General features: G+C 35.4%; 17 protein-coding genes, 1 tRNA gene and 1 other RNA gene. 10 read left to right on the top strand and 9 right to left on the bottom strand.

Going from position 1 to position 16,029, the window contains the following annotated elements; all coding sequences use genetic code 11:
- Positions 1–46: 46 nt before the first annotated feature.
- Positions 47–898, bottom strand: a complete 852-nt coding sequence (locus tag PHF10_00265; protein ID MDD5534179.1) for a sugar nucleotide-binding protein — start codon at positions 896–898, stop codon at positions 47–49.
- 365 nt (positions 899–1,263) lie between these two features.
- Between PHF10_00265 and PHF10_00260 the strand changes: the two genes are divergently transcribed.
- The 7 genes from PHF10_00260 (at position 1,264) to thyX (ending at position 8,619) form a co-directional block, all read left to right on the top strand.
- Positions 1,264–1,539 carry a hypothetical protein gene (locus PHF10_00260; protein ID MDD5534178.1) on the top strand — a complete coding sequence of 92 codons (276 nt, stop codon included), beginning with the start codon at positions 1,264–1,266 and terminating at the stop codon, positions 1,537–1,539.
- A 76-nt stretch (positions 1,540–1,615) separates the two neighbouring features.
- Positions 1,616–2,947 (top strand): glycine--tRNA ligase, encoded by a 1,332-nt coding sequence (locus PHF10_00255; protein ID MDD5534177.1) that lies wholly within the window; start codon positions 1,616–1,618, stop codon positions 2,945–2,947.
- Position 2,948: 1 nt separating this feature from the next.
- The gene (locus PHF10_00250) at positions 2,949–4,229 is read left to right on the top strand and encodes a pitrilysin family protein (GenBank protein MDD5534176.1); all 1,281 of its coding nucleotides are present in this window, start codon (positions 2,949–2,951) and stop codon (positions 4,227–4,229) included.
- 240 nt (positions 4,230–4,469) lie between these two features.
- The gene (locus tag PHF10_00245) at positions 4,470–5,528 is read left to right on the top strand and encodes an AI-2E family transporter (GenBank protein MDD5534175.1); all 1,059 of its coding nucleotides are present in this window, start codon (positions 4,470–4,472) and stop codon (positions 5,526–5,528) included.
- A gap of 12 nt (positions 5,529–5,540) precedes the next feature.
- Positions 5,541–6,548: a rod shape-determining protein gene (locus tag PHF10_00240; protein MDD5534174.1), complete on the top strand. Its 1,008-nt coding sequence runs from the start codon at positions 5,541–5,543 to the stop codon at positions 6,546–6,548.
- Positions 6,549–6,551: 3 nt separating this feature from the next.
- Complete coding sequence (locus PHF10_00235; GenBank protein ID MDD5534173.1) at positions 6,552–7,670, top strand: glycosyltransferase family 1 protein; 1,119 nt, start codon at positions 6,552–6,554, stop codon at positions 7,668–7,670.
- Between the two features lie 226 nt (positions 7,671–7,896).
- On the top strand, positions 7,897–8,619 hold the full coding sequence (gene thyX / locus PHF10_00230) for an FAD-dependent thymidylate synthase (GenBank protein MDD5534172.1): 723 nt from the start codon (positions 7,897–7,899) through the stop codon (positions 8,617–8,619).
- 65 nt (positions 8,620–8,684) lie between these two features.
- On the opposite strand, the gene PHF10_00225 is transcribed toward thyX, so the two are convergent.
- The 7 genes from PHF10_00225 to smpB form a co-directional block, all read right to left on the bottom strand.
- Entirely contained in the window at positions 8,685–9,521 is an 837-nt protein-coding gene (locus PHF10_00225) for a peptidoglycan-binding domain-containing protein (protein MDD5534171.1), read from the bottom strand.
- 34 nt (positions 9,522–9,555) lie between these two features.
- Positions 9,556–9,629, bottom strand: a tRNA-Asp gene (locus PHF10_00220).
- Between the two features lie 94 nt (positions 9,630–9,723).
- Complete coding sequence (gene rplT, locus PHF10_00215; protein MDD5534170.1) at positions 9,724–10,071, bottom strand: 50S ribosomal protein L20; 348 nt, start codon at positions 10,069–10,071, stop codon at positions 9,724–9,726.
- 19 nt (positions 10,072–10,090) lie between these two features.
- Positions 10,091–10,270, bottom strand: coding sequence for a 50S ribosomal protein L35 (locus PHF10_00210; GenBank protein ID MDD5534169.1), 180 nt, complete (start codon positions 10,268–10,270; stop codon positions 10,091–10,093).
- Positions 10,267–10,776, bottom strand: coding sequence for a translation initiation factor IF-3 (infC, locus tag PHF10_00205; protein ID MDD5534168.1), 510 nt, complete (start codon positions 10,774–10,776; stop codon positions 10,267–10,269). Before infC ends, PHF10_00210 begins: the two co-directional genes overlap by 4 nt.
- A gap of 180 nt (positions 10,777–10,956) precedes the next feature.
- Positions 10,957–11,334: a transfer-messenger RNA gene (gene ssrA, locus PHF10_00200) on the bottom strand.
- Between the two features lie 83 nt (positions 11,335–11,417).
- Positions 11,418–11,864: an SsrA-binding protein SmpB gene (gene smpB / locus PHF10_00195; GenBank protein ID MDD5534167.1), complete on the bottom strand. Its 447-nt coding sequence runs from the start codon at positions 11,862–11,864 to the stop codon at positions 11,418–11,420.
- Positions 11,865–11,953: 89 nt separating this feature from the next.
- Between smpB and PHF10_00190 the strand changes: the two genes are divergently transcribed.
- Genes PHF10_00190 through PHF10_00180 form a run of 3 tightly spaced genes read left to right on the top strand, consistent with a single transcriptional unit; the run spans position 11,954 to position 15,513 of the window.
- Entirely contained in the window at positions 11,954–13,114 is a 1,161-nt protein-coding gene (locus PHF10_00190) for a glycosyltransferase family 1 protein (GenBank protein MDD5534166.1), read from the top strand.
- Between the two features lie 26 nt (positions 13,115–13,140).
- Positions 13,141–13,590: a hypothetical protein gene (locus tag PHF10_00185; protein ID MDD5534165.1), complete on the top strand. Its 450-nt coding sequence runs from the start codon at positions 13,141–13,143 to the stop codon at positions 13,588–13,590.
- Between the two features lie 24 nt (positions 13,591–13,614).
- Positions 13,615–15,513: a hypothetical protein gene (locus tag PHF10_00180; protein MDD5534164.1), complete on the top strand. Its 1,899-nt coding sequence runs from the start codon at positions 13,615–13,617 to the stop codon at positions 15,511–15,513.
- 52 nt (positions 15,514–15,565) lie between these two features.
- Here PHF10_00180 and PHF10_00175 read toward each other — a convergent pair whose 3' ends face one another.
- Positions 15,566–15,976 carry a hypothetical protein gene (locus PHF10_00175; protein MDD5534163.1) on the bottom strand — a complete coding sequence of 137 codons (411 nt, stop codon included), beginning with the start codon at positions 15,974–15,976 and terminating at the stop codon, positions 15,566–15,568.
- Between the last annotated feature and the right edge of the window lie 53 nt (positions 15,977–16,029).

The following is a 16,029-nucleotide window of genomic DNA, read 5'->3' as shown; positions in this document are numbered from 1 at the left end:
GACCGTAGATTTCTACGGTCTTTTAATATTTTATATTTTCTAAAATTTACAAAGATTTTTTGTAGACTTCCATGATTTCTCTCAGCCGTTTTTCGTCAATTGCCGGCATTTCTATTCCCAAATCTTTCGCTTTTTGATTGGACAAAATGCAATTGCTTCGTTTGGCGCTGGTAATATTATAAAGTTCATTCAAAGAAATTAATTCATATTGATGATTTGGATTGACTATTTCTTGATAAGCTTTAAGCATTTGTTCGTGAGTCAGATAATTGTCATTCACTAAATTTAAAATTCCGGTCGGTTTGATTTCCGCCAATTTAACCAAAGCCGGAAACATATCTTCAATTAAAGTTACGGAATTAGGCAAAGAAATAACTTTTTTGTAAGAAATTATTTTATTAAGCAGATTGCGCGGATGAGAATACATGGAAATCGGCATTCTGATTCTCAATTGAAGAACGGGCAATTCTTTAAGCGCCATTTGCATTGCGACTCTCATTCTGGAATAAAAACTGCCGAAAAAATTCGGTTCATCTTCTTCGCTAAAAGGCGTTTCCGGCGTGCCGGAATAAATACAGCCCGAAGCGATTTGAATCATAAAACTTGACGCTTCCAGAGCGGCTAAAGCGACGTTAATCGCGCCCGCGACATTTACGGCAATTGTTTCTTGTTTGTGAGTTTCGCACCAGTCAATATTCGGATAAGCTCTGACGCCGGCAAAATTAATCACCACATCAGGTTTGATTTCTTTAAATTTTTTCTTTAAAGCCGGCAAATCAGTAATATCAATTCTTTCGTTGGAAACTTCAAAATTATTTTGTTTTAGATATTCCACGAATTTTCCGCCCATAAATCCGCTTGCCCCTAAAATATAAAAACTTGGTTTATTATTTTTCATACCAGGTAGTAGAACTTTGACCGGTTATTTATTCCTGTCAAAGTTATAAAAATAGTTAATTTATTATTAAAATTTTACTTTATATGCTTGGTAGAACCCCTTAAAAGACTAAGTCAAAGTTTCACTACCTGGCATATCTTTATTATACCTATTTAAAATTTGTTGGCAATCTTGGGACTTGACAAATTCTTAATTTTTGATAATCTAAGATTAGTTCAATAAAAAAAGGAGGAAAAATGAAAATACTTCAATGGTTTAAAAAAGTAAAGGAGGATTGCAGGCTTATAAAAGTACAAGTAAAGGAGGATTTCAAATATTTGTTAATTAGGGGGATCTGTGAGCATTGTGCAACTCTGCAAGGACTTATGGTTTCAGATTCAGACACTAAACTTAAATGGTGTGCTTGTTACGAAAGCGGATTGTTTCCCGGCAGTGTATGGAAACATACTAAGTGCTGTCAGAATGTTTGTCCAAAAGTAAAAGACATAAAGATAAGTTATCCTGATGAAGAGGGCTGGCCGATTGTGTCTGTGTTAGTTAAGGATAAAAGCGGGAAAGAAACTTTTTATAAAGAATGGAATAAGCATTTGAAGGCATTAAGTAAAGATGAGATAGAAAAGGGAGAGTATTTGCCATGTTAATTGAAATAAAAAAAGGGGCCGTCGGTCAGACGTGCCCCTCTTTTCTTTTTTTAAAAAAGCGTTATAATAATGTCATATGGCAAAAGAACTAACAAAAATGGATAAAATAATTTCGTTGTGCAAACGCCGAGGATTTATCTTCCCCGGTTCTGAAATATACGGCGGATTGGCCAATTCTTGGGATTTTGGCCCTCTTGGCGTTGAATTGAAAAATAACATCAAGCGAACTTGGTGGAAAGAAATAGTTCAAAAAAGAGATGACGTGGTGGGATTGGACAGCTCTATTTTAACGCCCAAAATTGTTTGGGAAGCGTCGGGACATTTGGAAAATTTTACCGATCCGTTGGTGGAATGTAAAAAGTGCCATCAGAGATTCAGGTCTGATAAAATTGAAGGCAAAAAATGCCCGGATTGCGGCGGCGAACTCACCGAAGGCAAGAAATTCAATCTCTTAATGAAAACTCATTTAGGCGCGGTTGAAGGTTCTCAAGACGAAGCTTATATGCGTGGTGAAACTTGCCAAGGAATTTATTTGAATTATTTAAATGTTAAAGAATCAATGAGAAAAAAATTGCCGTTTGGCGTTGCTCAAGTCGGCAAGGCATTTAGAAACGAAATAACCCCCGGAAATTTTATTTTCAGAACGCGCGAGTTTGAACAAATGGAAATGCAATATTTTGTTTCGCCCAAAGAAGCGAATGAATATTATCAAGAATGGAAGGATTGGACTTTTGATTGGTATAAAAATTTGGTTTATCGTCCGGAAAATTTGCGTTTGCGCCAGCATGAAAAAGACGAATTGGCGCATTACGCCAAAGAGGCCTGGGACGTGGAATACAAAACACCGTTTGACGATTGGAGCGAATTCGCCGGCATTCATAATCGCGGGGATTGGGATTTGTCGCGGCACGGAAAATACAGCGGCGTGGACATGAATTACACAAACGAAGAAACAAAAGAAAAATTCATTCCTTACGTTGACGAAGTTTCCATGGGCGCGGATCGAGCTGTTCTTTTGTTTTTAATTGATGCTTATGATGAAGTTGAAACCAGATCCGGCGGCGAAAATGCAGTTCATGAAACGGAAATAGTTTTACGCCTTCATAAAAATTTAGCCCCGATTAAGGTGGCAATTTTGCCTTTATCAAAAAAAGAAGAATTATCTCAACCGGCCAAAGAAATTTATCACGATTTGCAAAAATATTTTATGTGCCAATATGACGAAACGGCTTCTATCGGAAAACGTTATCGCCGCCAAGATGAAATCGGCACGCCTTATTGCGTGACTGTTGATTTTGAAAGTTTGGAAGATAAAAAAGTGACGGTTCGCGACCGCGACACCATGAAACAGGAAAGAATTTTAATTTCAGAATTAACCGGTTGGTTAAAAGATAAATTAGAAAATTAATATGTACTTTCAAACAAAATTATCTCAAGGCCTTCGCTTGATTACAGTACCGGTTAAAAATGCCGAGTCAGTAACGATTGAGGTGCTCTTGCCGGTTGGTTCGCGTTATGAAACCAAGGATTTAAACGGCGCCTCTCATTTTATTGAACACATGATGTTCAAAGGCACAAAGCGTCGGCCGTCTTCTTTATTGGTGGCGAAAGAATTGGACAGTTTGGGAGCAAGATATAATGCGTTTACTTCCAAAGATCATACCGGTTATTGGATAAAAGCGGTTGATAATAAAACGGAAAAAGCTTTTGATATTTTATCCGATATGGTTTTTAATTCGGTTTTTGACAAAGAAGAATTTGAAAGAGAAAAAAAAGTTATTTTGGAGGAAGTTAAAATGTATGAAGAAAATCCTTTGCTTCATATTGAAGATATGTTTGAAAAAGTATTATTCGGAAATCATCCTTTAAGTTGGTTGGTAAGCGGGGATATGCCGACTGTTCAAAAAATGAGCCAGCAAAAATTAATGGCTTATAAAGAAAAATTTTATCAGCCGAATCAGATGATCGTGGTGGTGGCGGGCAATATCAAAAATCAAGAAGCCATTAAATTGGTTAAAAAATACTTCGGTGCTTATCAGGGCAAAAAAAATAAAACTGATTTTTCGCTTTTTAAAAATGAAGAAAAAAAATCTTGGCCCAAAGCGAATATTTTATTCAAAGATACCAATCAGGTTCAAATCGCTTTAGGCGGCCTGGCCTATTCTTATCATCATCCCGATTTGGAAGCGGCTAGTGTTTTAAGCCTTATTTTGGGCGGTAATATGAGTTCGCGGCTTTTCACCGAGATAAGAGTAAAAAGAGGACTGGCTTATTTCGTGGAAATGGAATTGGGCGTTTATCAAGATACGGGCAGTTTTGAAATTCGAGCCGGTGTTGATAAAAACAGAACGGAAGAAACGTTAAAAGTTATTTTGGAAGAATTAAATAAAATTAAAAAACAAGGCGTAAGCAAAGAAGAACTGACTCGGGCTAAAGATTACATTGAAGGGACAATGAAGCTTTCTTTTGAAGAATCGGCCACTTTGGCTTCATGGTACGGCAGGCAATTATTATTGGTTGGCAAGATTATTGAACCGAAAGAAAAATTAAAAAAGATAAAAATGGTCAGCCAATCTGATATTCAAAGAATAGCCAACCAGCTTTTTAAAAACAAAAATTTAAGTTTGGCCATGATCGGGCCATTTAAAGAAAATCGCCAATTCTTGCGGATTTTGCAAGATGAGATATAATTAAAGTATAAATATAAATCAAAATTTATGCCAGGTAGTGGACTTTGACTTGTCCTCTCACAACTAAAAAGTTTTATCTGGTATATATTTTGCGCATCTAACATATCGTTGAAGATTTAATTTGTTGATTTTTGGTCGGACAAAAAATTCATAAAATAAAAAAGGTTTCCTAAAATAATTTAATTAATAATTTAAAACTTTGGTAATTTCACAAAAATTGTCAAAGTTCTACTACCTGGTATGTTTGAAAATCAAAATAATTCAAGTTCAAAAAATACAAATGTTTTTAGTATAGATTTTTTATCAGTTGTTAAAGTTGTTTTAGTTCTTTTGGGTTTTTGGTTTTTGTATTTTATCCGCGACATTATTTTTATGGTTTTAATCGCGGTTTTTTTGGCCGTGATTATTAACCCCACGGTTAATTTTTTTGAAAGAAAAAAATTACCCCGTTGGCTGGGAGCATTAATTGTCTACTTGTTTATTCTATTGATTTTAACCGGTATCAGTTTTGCCGTTTGGCCGACTATTGTAGAACAAGGGAAAATTTTTATTGATCAAATTCCGAATGTTTTTCAATCAATTGTAGTAAAAATACCAGCAGGTGTCCAAGAACAATTTTTAAAATTAGGAAATCAATGGTTAAATCAGAAAGTTCTGGGAGACACAAATATGTTTTCTTTATTGGGAAATACTATTGGTCAGATTGTTTCCTTATTCATGGTTCTAATAATATCTTTTTATTTGTCTATTCAGAAACACACTTTCTATAATTATTTGAATTTAATAATTCCGATAAAATATCGCCATTTTTTTGAGCATTTTATGAGATTATCCCAGAAAGAAGTCAGCGGATGGGCGATAGGTCAATTCTTAATTTGCTTGATTATAGGTATTCTAACTTATATCGGCTTATTCTTTTTAAAAGTTAAATTCGCTTTAATTTTAGCCATTATTACCGGCTTCGGAGAGATGATTCCATTTATAGGTTTTGCTTTAGGAGCTATTCCGGCGGTAATTATCGCTTTTGTTCAATCACCGCTTTTAGGTTTATTGGTGATAATTCTCTATATTATTATTCAAGAAATTGGGCATCTTATAATTTCTCCAAATATAATGTATAAAGTTGTCGGACTTAATCCGGCCTTGGCTTTGATCGTTTTATTAATTGGCGGAAGATTGGCCGGCCCGATCGGAATGTTAATTTCTGTTCCGATTGCCACAGTTATCAGTATTTTGATCCGTGATTATTTTAAAGAAAAAAGAGAAGTTGAACTTGAGGAAAAAAATTTAAAAGCGTAAATATTATTTATTATGTTTTCTAAAAAAATTGGTATAGATTTAGGGACGGCCAATATCTTGGTTTATGTGCAAGGGCGAGGAATTGTTACCGATGAACCTTCGGTGGTGGCAATTTCTACGGCAGATAATAGCGTCTTGGCTGTTGGCGATGAAGCCAAGGCCATGATCGGACGAACCCCTGATTCAATTGTGGCAAAAAAACCATTGAAAGATGGCGTTATTGCGGATTACAAAACAACTGAAGCCATGTTAAGATATTTTATCGGTAAAGCGATCGGACGTTTTCGTCTTTTCAGACCGGAAGTTATGGTGGCAGTGCCGGGTGGCATTACTTCAACTGAAAGAAGAGCAGTAATTGATGCGACGATGGCGGCCGGAGCTCGAGCGGCTTATATTATTAAAGAACCGATTGCTTCGGCTATTGGCGCGAATATTCCCATTGGTTCGGCTTCGGGACATATGATTGTTGATATGGGTGGAGGAACAACCGAATCAGCGGTTATATCTTTGGGCGGAATTGTTGCTTCAACTTCCATCAGGGTGGCTGGAAATAAATTAGATGCGGCGATTATGGTTTTCATCCGAAAAAAATATAATTTGGCGATTGGTGAAAGAACGGCCGAAGATATTAAAATCAGAATCGGTTCGGCCTTGCCGTTAGAAAAAAAATTGAAAATGGATATTAAGGGCAGAGACATGATTACCGGTTTACCTAAAATTATTACCATTGATTCTGATGATATAACAGAAGCCATTCAAGATGAACTTAATGCTATTGTTTCGGCGATAAAATCCGTGCTTTATGAAACTCCGCCCGAATTGGCGGCTGATATTATGGAAAAAGGCATGGTTTTATCCGGAGGTACGGCTTTAATCAGAAATTTAGATAAACTTTTCACTCAAGTTACCGGCGTGCCGGCTTATGTAGCCGAAGAACCGTTACTTTGCGTAGCTCGAGGAACAGGTATAGCTTTGGAAAATTTGGATTCTTATAAAAAGAGTCTTATGGCAATGAAATAATTTATGATTATCGGCATTGATGCTTCGAGGGCAAATCGCCCGCAAAAAACAGGCGTTGAATGGTATTCCTACCATTTGATTCAAGAATTAAAAAAAATCCCTCTGTCTCAGGGGGATAAATTTATTTTATACGCGTCGGAAGAATTAAAAGGAGATTTGGGAATTATGCCGGCCGGCTGGAAAACTAAAATTTTATCTTGGCCCTTGAAATATTTTTGGACTCAGAAGAGATTATCTTGGGAAATGTTGATTAATCCGCCGGATATTTTATTTGTTCCGGCTCATTGTTTGCCTATTTTTTGCCGAGCTAAAAAAATAATGACCATTCACGATCTTGGATTCAAGCGTTTCCCAAAAGCTTATACTTTTGGGCAGAGAATTTATTACTCACTGGTTCATTCTTTTGCCGCCAAATATGCCGATAAAATTATCACTCCGTCGGAATTTACAAAAACGGAAATAATAAATTTATATAAAACAGATCCGAATAAAATAATCGTCATCCCTTTGGGATACAGTGAAAATTATAATTTGATTGAAGATAAAAATAAAATAGAAGAAATTTTGATTAAATATCAGATTAAAAAGCCTTATCTTTTTTTTGTCGGCCGGCTGGAGAAAAAGAAAAATATCAAAGGATTGATTAACGCCTATCAGCAGCTCCAAATTCTAAATTCTAAATTCCAAATTCTAAATTTGGTTTTGGCCGGAAGCCCGGGATTCGGTTATCAAGAAGCGAAATCACAAATTAAATCTTTGGGAGAAAAAATTCGTCAAATTAATTATGTTGAACCGAAAGACTTGGTTTATTTATACGCCGGAGCAGAAGCGTTTGTTTTTCCTTCTTTTTATGAAGGATTCGGTATCCCTTTACTTGAAGCAATGGCCTCCGGTTGTCCGATTGTCGCCTCAAATCAAGGTTCTTTGCCCGAAGTCGCTCAAGACGCAGCTCTGTATTTTAACCCCGAAAATTCATTGCAAATGATTGAAGCGATTAAAAGAATAATTAATGAGCAAGATTTGAGAAAAGTGCTGATAGAAAAAGGGTTAGAAAGGGTAAAAGAATTTTCTTGGCAAAAATGCGCTGAAAAAACTTTTAAAACATTTAAAAATATAATTTAAAAAATATGCCAGGTAGTGGACTTTGACTTGTCCTTCGCAGCTAAAAAGTTTTACCTGGTAATATCTATATTGCGTACTTAATCTGTTTGAAAGCTTTAATTTTGTTGATTTTTGGTCGGACAAAAAATTCATATAACAAACAAAGGTTTTCTAAAATAATTTAATTAATTAATTAATTTAAAACTTTGATGATTGGACAAAAATTGTCAAAGTTCTACTACCTGGTATGAAAATACTTAAAAGTGCCGGAAATTTTGTTATTTTAACGCCTAAAGAAAATTTAAAATCGCAGTTGTTAACCATTGAAAAAGCGGGGAGGACTTGTTATCAATCAGTTGCTCAAGAAATAACTCAGGAAACCGCGGAAAAATTCGTTAAAATGATTTTAAAACTCGGGCACGAAAGCGTAATGGAGCACAGTTTGATGATTGTTCAATTTAATGATTGTTCCCGCGGCTTGACTCATGAATTGGTTCGCCATCGTATAATGGGTATTTCTCAAGAATCAACCCGTTATGTGGATTATGCCAAACCGGGCGCGGAAGTGGACTTGGAAAAATTTGAATTAAAATGCGTTGTTCCGGCTCATAAAGATGAAAATGAAAAAGTTAAATTGGCTGACGGCCGAGAAATGTCCATGGCCGAAATGCTTCAAGAAACGGAAGAATTTTATCGAGGATTAAGAAAGGCAGGTTGGTTGCCGCAAGATGCCAGACAAATTCTGCCCACGGCGATTAAATCTCAAATTGTTGTTTCAGCGAATTTTCGTGAATGGCGGCATATTTTTAAAATGAGAACTGCTCGACCGGCTCATTGGGAAATCAGAGAAGTAATGGGTAAATTATTGGAAGAAGTTAAAATGATTATTCCGGTTGTTTTTGAAGATTTTGTGGAAGCCGGTAAAGACGAAAATGGTTTGAAATATTTTGAAAAAATCTCTCGTTCTTAATAAGAAAATAAAAAATCGGCAATTACATTTTATAATTGCCGATTTTTTATTTAAAGTAAATTTTATTATTCTAATTTCTTGGTGCTTTCTACGTAATAATTGTCAAAACTGCCATCATCAATGCATTGTTCTTGATAACGATCGCGGCCAATATAATTCATATAGCCACCAGTGGTGTCGAGTACTTGGCGCTGAATGGTTGTTTTATTTGCGCAATCTTTGACATATCGATAAAATTTGTCGGGGATAACAGAGGGAATATCAGAATATAAATCAGGATTGGGCACAAAACAATTTCTGCCGGCTGGCGGGTGAAAATAACCTTCTTGATCCATATAATCCACCGAAAAACCTATAAGTAAGAAATGTTTATAAGGATGATTTCCCGGATAAGTATCGCGGACAGCCTTTGACTGGGCATAGAACCTTTTCCCTTCATCATTGAGAAGTAAAAGAATTTCATTTTCATTGCCATCTCGCGGTTGAGATAATTCTTCAGGGATAGAGGTTGGAGTACAAGTTGTTTCTACAAGTTTATTTTGTGTCGGTTCGTCTAAAACACCGGATATTTTTAAATCATTTTTTTCTTGAAATTTTTGAACTGCCAGAACAGTTTTATCGTCATAAACTCCCGTGACCTGACCTTCGGGATAAATCTGAGGATATTGGCTTAAAATATATTGCAAGCGACGTATAACTTCATTTTCATCACCTTTTTTAAATTCTTTAACAATGTCTGTTTTTAATTGATCCATGCTTTGTTGAACTTGATTTTTTGTTTCTATTTGGTAAATTCTTTCTTGAAGATTGTCAACTGACGTTTGCAGTGTGAATAAATAATATGTTAAACCTCCTGCTATTATTAAAACTAAAAGAATAGATAAAGCGGATGTTTTGTTCATAATTTTTATTTAATTATTTATTTTAAATAAAATACGGTCCGGACGGGGCTCGAACCCGCAACCTCATCCGTGACAGGGATGCGATCTAACCAGTTGATCTACCGGACCATTAAAATTATTATATCAAATTTTTATTTTCTGACAAGCCCCCAAAAACAAATACTGCTCTTATAAAAAGGAAGCAGTATTTGTTTTTAAGGTATTATTTTTTTATGGATTTAACCAATTCGGTGAAAACTTTCGGATAATTGCAAGCCAAATTAGCCAAAGTTTTTCTGTCCAATTCTATTTTATTCTTTTTCAAGCCGTCAATAAATTTAGAATAAACAGTTCCATTCTCTCGGCAACCGGCATTGATTTTGATCAGCCATAAAGATCGAGCTGTTCTTTTTTTGACTTTTCTGCCTTGATAAGCAAAATTACCGGCTCTCCAAAGAGCGATTTTAGCTAATTTAAATTTATTTTTTCGGCCCCATTTAAAACCCTTTGCTTCTTTAAGGACATTTTTTCTTCTTTTAAGATGGGCTAAACCGCGTTTTACTCTAGGCATATTTTTTTTAAATTATTTTTTAAATATAACTTTTTACAGTTTTGGCGTAAGTTTTATAAACAGACTTATCAGCTCTTTTACTTTTAGTCTTACTGCCTTTTTCTCGAGCATTAAAATGATCCTGCCCGCAAGTTTTATGCACGACCTTGCCCGTTTTCGTTAATCTGAATCTTTTGACAATTGCTTTATTTGTTTTCATATATTTTTTTTAACGACTAAGGCGCTAAGTCTGCCGCCCTGTCTTTTAAGTGGTTGTTCTATTATAATATTTTCTCCTAAAAGTTCAATAAATTGTTTGATTAATTTTTCAGCCAAATCAGCGTGTAATTTTTCTCGGCCGCGCAGAAATAATTCTGCTTGAACCTTATGGCCTTCAGCTATGAATTCTTTGGCTTTTTCAACTTTAAGTTCCAAGTCATGTTGGCCAATGCGAGAGCTTAATCTGATACCTTTAACGCCGCCTGATTTTTGCAATTTTCTTTCTTTCTTTTGTTTTTTAAGCAAATTGTATTTAAACTGACTGAAATCTACAATCTTGGCAATCGGGGGATCGGCCGTCGGATCAAGTTCCATTAAATCCAACCCTTTTTCACGGGCTGATTCAAGGGCTTTTGAAGTTTCTAAAGTGCCGACATTTACGCCGTTTTCATCGATTAGGCGAACTTTGAGGGCAGTTATTTGTTTATTTGTGCGATAAAATTTCACGATTTTAAATTGTTATGTTTGTTATGGTGTCCCAGTACCGAAATCCGAATAAATGTTGTGATAAAATAAGGCTGGAAGCACAGTGCTCGCCTGCGGCTTATTTCATCTTATTATAAAATTTATTTATAGATTTGATACGGGATACTCAATTTTCTGGTCCCGCTTCAGCGGGAAGAAAATTGGTGGAGATGGCGGGTACCTCCCCCGCGTCCGGGAAAATTTTAGATAAAAACGTTTACCTTCATTTTTCAGTTATTTTCTTGATTAAAAAGTGATAACTGAACGAAACCTTTTTAATCAGAGCTTGATTTTGGTTTTCGGAAAATCCAGACAAGCGACTGGATTAACTTATCCGATAATATAATACGTCATGATTCGAGCATCGGCACTGTAAATCCTAACGGCTACAGCGTTAAGCTATAGCAAAGTTTAAATTTGTGTTGGCATTTATATCTGCCGTAGAAAATTAACGTATTTCTGATTTATTTCCTATTAAAAAATAGGAATGTACGGAAGGTAATTTTTATCCAAATCAACCGTCAATTTTTGAGCATCCCCATAAAATATCCTGTCTACCGACAGGTAGAATTTGTGATGGATATCTTTTTAAAGATCAATAGTAATATTATATACCTTTTAAATTAAATGTCAAGGTCTTTTTGTTCTCGTCTTTTGTAATCCCGCTCTTTGATGGCTTCGCGCTTATCCCATTGTTTTTTTCCTCTCGCCAAGCCGCATTCTATTTTTACGAGGCCGCCTTTGGTATAAGCTTTGAGAGGAACAAGCGTTACCCCTTTTACTTTCATTCTGCCGATTAAAGTTCTCATCTCTTTGCTTTTAATCAGTAATTTTCGGGTATGGGTGGGATTATAATTTTGTTGGACATTAAAAGCAGGAGGGTAAGGCGAAATATGGACATTGATTAATTCCAATGCCCCTTGATTATTGATTGAAACATATCCGCCGGTTAAATTTATTTTTCCGTATTTTGCGGATTTAACTTCCGGTCCATTCAAAATAATTCCGGCTTCAAAGGTTTCCAGAATTTCATAATTGAAATAGGCCTTTTTATTGGTAGCGAGAATCATAAGGGTATTGTAGCATATTGAGTTTAATATGAGAATATGCTATATTAAATTTAAGTGATTGTGTTATAATATTATTATATTATATTTTTATGCGCATTGGTATTGATTGCAGAACAATTTTAAATCCGGAAAAAAATATTGTGGGTGGAATTAACCATTATACCTATCAACTGGTCAGGCATTTACTTAAAATAGACAAAAAAAATACTTATGTTTTATTTTTTGACCGTTCGGTTCAAAAACGCCGCTTAGCTAAGTTTAATCAAAATAATGTTTTAATCAGGTTTTTTCCTTTTGTCCAATATACCAGGTTAATGCCCAAGTCATACACCAATTATTTAATCAGCGCTTATTTAAACAAGGAAGAGCTTGATGTTTTCCATTCTCCGACCTTAGCCTTGCCGTTTTCTTATAAAAAACCATGCGTGGTAACGGCTCATGATTTGGCGATTTACAAATTTCCGGAACTTTATTCTGATAAACACAATGTTTTGTCAAAAACAGAGATCCCCGCTGCCATTAAAGAAGCTAAAAAGATCATTACCGTCAGTCATTCCACGTCAAAAGATATTCACGAAATTTTCGGAACCTCTGCTGATAAAATTAAAATGGTAATTCACGGTTTAGATGAAAGATTTTTTGAAAAACAATCGGAAGAGAGCATTAAAAAAAATAAATCCAAATACGGCATTAAAAAAGATTATTTGCTTTTTTTGGGAACTCTTGATTTAAGAAAAAATATTATCCGTATTATTTCAGCTTATGAAAGATTAAGAGAAAAAATGAAGTCCAATTCTTTACCTGATATTCAATTGGTTTTGGCCGGCGCTAAAGGATTTAAATTCCATGATATTGAAAAGAAAATTTCAGCTTCAAAATATAAAAAGGATATTATTTTACCCGGATATATCGCAGCCGATGATCTTAATCCGCTTTTCGGAGGAGCTAAAATTTTTGTCTTTCCTTCGTTTTATGAAGGATTTGGCTTACCGATTCTTGAAGCAATGGCTAACGGCGTCCCGGTTGTCACTTCAAATGTTTCTGCTATGCCTGAAACAGCCGGTGGTCATGCTGTCTTGGTTGATTCATATGATGTTTCTCAAATTGAAGAAGCCGTTTATCGTTTATTGACTAATAAAGAATTAAGAGATAAACTAAGTGAAGAAGGTAAGCAGCATGCCCAGAAATTCAATTGGGATAAAACCGCCGAGGAAACATTAAAAATTTACAAAGAGGTCAGTATTTTATAACATAAAAATTAATTAATTAAAAATTTATGACAGGATTTACACAAGAAACATTAAAAAACTCTGAAATTTTGGACAATAAAAAATCACCCAGCAGGCGAATGGGGGTTGTTGTCCTAATAGTTGGTATTATTATTTTTATCGGGGTAGTAGTTGTTTTGTCCTTAATGGTCTTCTCCGCCAAGGAAACTTCTTGGCAAGCGGTTTATGTATCCAATGATCAGATGTATTTCGGCCATATTGTCAAAGATAATGGCAAAATATTAGTTTTAAAAGATGTTCATTATCTGCAAATGCAACAAATAGCGGCAACTAAAGAAGGAGAACAGCCAAGTCAGCAATTAACGGTTGTCAAAGCGGGCAGCGAAGTTTATGGTCCAACCGGTGAAATGAAAATTAATTGGGACCATATTCTCTTCACTCAAAAACTTAAAGCAGATTCACAAGTCATTGAAGCTATTAACAAACTGGGTAAGTAAGAATTATCGCCTTAATTTTTTATTATGGCTAAAAGATATTTATCAGGCCTAGAGCAATTTAGGCCTGAAAATTCTTCTTTTAAAACAAAGAAGCTAGATCGGGCAAAATCAAAAAAGCCGAGCACCTTTGGCTTCTTTTTTATTTTTTTGATTTTAGTTATAGCGGCCAGTATCGGCGCTTTTTTTTATTTTAATTCCCACAAAACGCAAAATGACAATGAAGATGTAAAATTTTGGCTGGATTACAGCCATGAACAAATAATCGGAGAGGAAAATACTCTTTCCGTTTTTGTTAAAAATGAAGAGAAAAATGATCTGGAAAATGTGGAGGTTGTTTTAAATTTTCCCGATAAATTTATTTTTACTTCCAGCGCGCCGGAATGCAATCAAACTTTAGTCCACGGTTGTGTTTGGCTTTTCACTAAAATCGGCAAAGATGAATTAAAAAGAATTGATTTAAAAGGAAAATTATTCGGTTTGGCCAATGAAGAGGGCGTATTTGAGGGAAAATTAAATTTTCGTCTTTCCGGATTTTCCGCTGATTTTCAGAAAAAATTTTCTGACAGCGTTATTCTAAAGCCGATTATCAGCGTCCAATGGGAAACTCCCGAAACTTATAATTTCAGTGAAACTTTAACTTCTTCGTTACTGGTGGAAAATGTCAGTAATGAAAATATCCCTTCTCTTCAAGTGAATGTTGACACCGGTCCGGATTTTATTGTTAATGCGTCCCGTCCGGAATCTCAGAAAGAAGAAAATAAAATTAAATGGACAATTGACAATCTCGGTCCTAATGAAAAAAAGTTATTGGAAATTGACGGTTATACTAAAAATTCTCTTTTAGAATCATTGAATTTTAAAATGGAAGCAGGTGATTTAAATAATGGCCGATTTTCTCCTCAATTTTCCGAAGAGAAAAAAATTCTTATTCAAAAATTTGATTTAAGTGTTGCTCTGGAAGTGGCTTCAAAACAAGATTCTGAGCAGAGTGTCAGTTGGGGAGGCATATTGCCAATCAATTTAAGTTATCAAAATAATAGTTTTAAAACCATTAAAGATTTGGTTCTTCAATTGAAATTAACAGATGCTTCATATATTGATTTTGTCGGACTTAAAAAATCTTTTTGGCAATATTTCGGCGAAGACAATATTTCGCCGCTTATTCAGTCAAAAATTTGGTCTTCCAACGCCGGCTCGGATTCTTCGGATGAATATATTATTTCTTGGGATAAAAAAATAAATCCTGATTTTTCGGAAATTGCGCCCGGGGCGAGCGGAAAAATAAGTTTTAATTTGCCGATTAAACAACTTAACGCGATTATTAATGCCGGTTCTCAACCCAAAATTGAAATTCAAGCTTTGGCAAACGGACAATTAAGCGACGCTTCCCGATTATTTGAAATAGAAGGACTTAAAATAAATGTTAAGATAAATACAAATCTTAATTTAAATGCCGAAGCTCGTTATTATGATGATGAAAATGCAGTAATTGGCCAAGGACCATTGCCGCCGCAAGTCGGTCAAGAAACTCGTTATTGGATTTTTTGGCAATTAAAAAATACCATTAATCCGGTGGAAAATATTTCGGTCAGAACCAAGTTGCCGGCCGGTGTTTCTTGGATCGGGCAGACAAAGGCCAGCCACGGTTCAATTTCTTATGACGAATCCACTCGTGAAATAAGTTGGCAAATTCCGCAATTAGACGCTTATCAGGGCGGATCATACTCGTTTGTAGAATCATCTTTTGAGGTCAGTGCTACACCTGATTCTTCATCTTCCGGTCAAATATTATTTTTAACCGACCCCATAACCATGGAAGCAAAAGACCAATTTACCGGCAATATAATTCAAGATCAAAAAGCTTCACTCGATAGCAATTTACAGGACGATCCGATTGGCGAAGGGAAAGGCAGGGTAATTTAATTTTAAAAATTCAATAGAAAAATGGCTCTCGTTTTTTGAGAGCCATTTTTTGTTAAAAGAGATAATAAACTTCACTTGAAATTGAATATGACGCGTCTTGATTGAGATTAGTCACCATCGGTGCTACCAGACTGCACTCTAATCCATAATGAGTATTGCACATAATTCCTATCCCGGTGTTAATGGCTATTTGATCCGGGGAAAATACGCCCAGAACGCAGCCATAAACTTTTCGTTCAGGACCTAAAGATATCTGTATTCCAATCTTGCAAAATTGGTTAGAAGAACTGATCCCGGGTTCTATCCTAAGACTGAAATTTTCGCTGGTAGGAATTAAGTAGAGAGCATTTAGAGAAAAAGTATTCGGAGATTTCCATTCGAGCGCCGGCCCAATCATATTTTTTGCTTCCAATGCGGATATTTGAGAAAATAGCATTAGAACAACAAGTAATAAATTTTTCATCTCTTCCCCCTTTTAAAGGTGCTATATTTATAGCAAACTTGCTTGTTATTATT

The sequence above is a fragment of the Patescibacteria group bacterium genome, assembly GCA_028716665.1.
Taxonomy (GTDB): domain Bacteria; phylum Patescibacteriota; class Patescibacteriia; order UBA2591; family JAQUPP01; genus JAQUPP01.
Note: the sequence above shows the minus strand (reverse complement) of the source record. Positions and strands in the feature narration are given on the sequence as shown.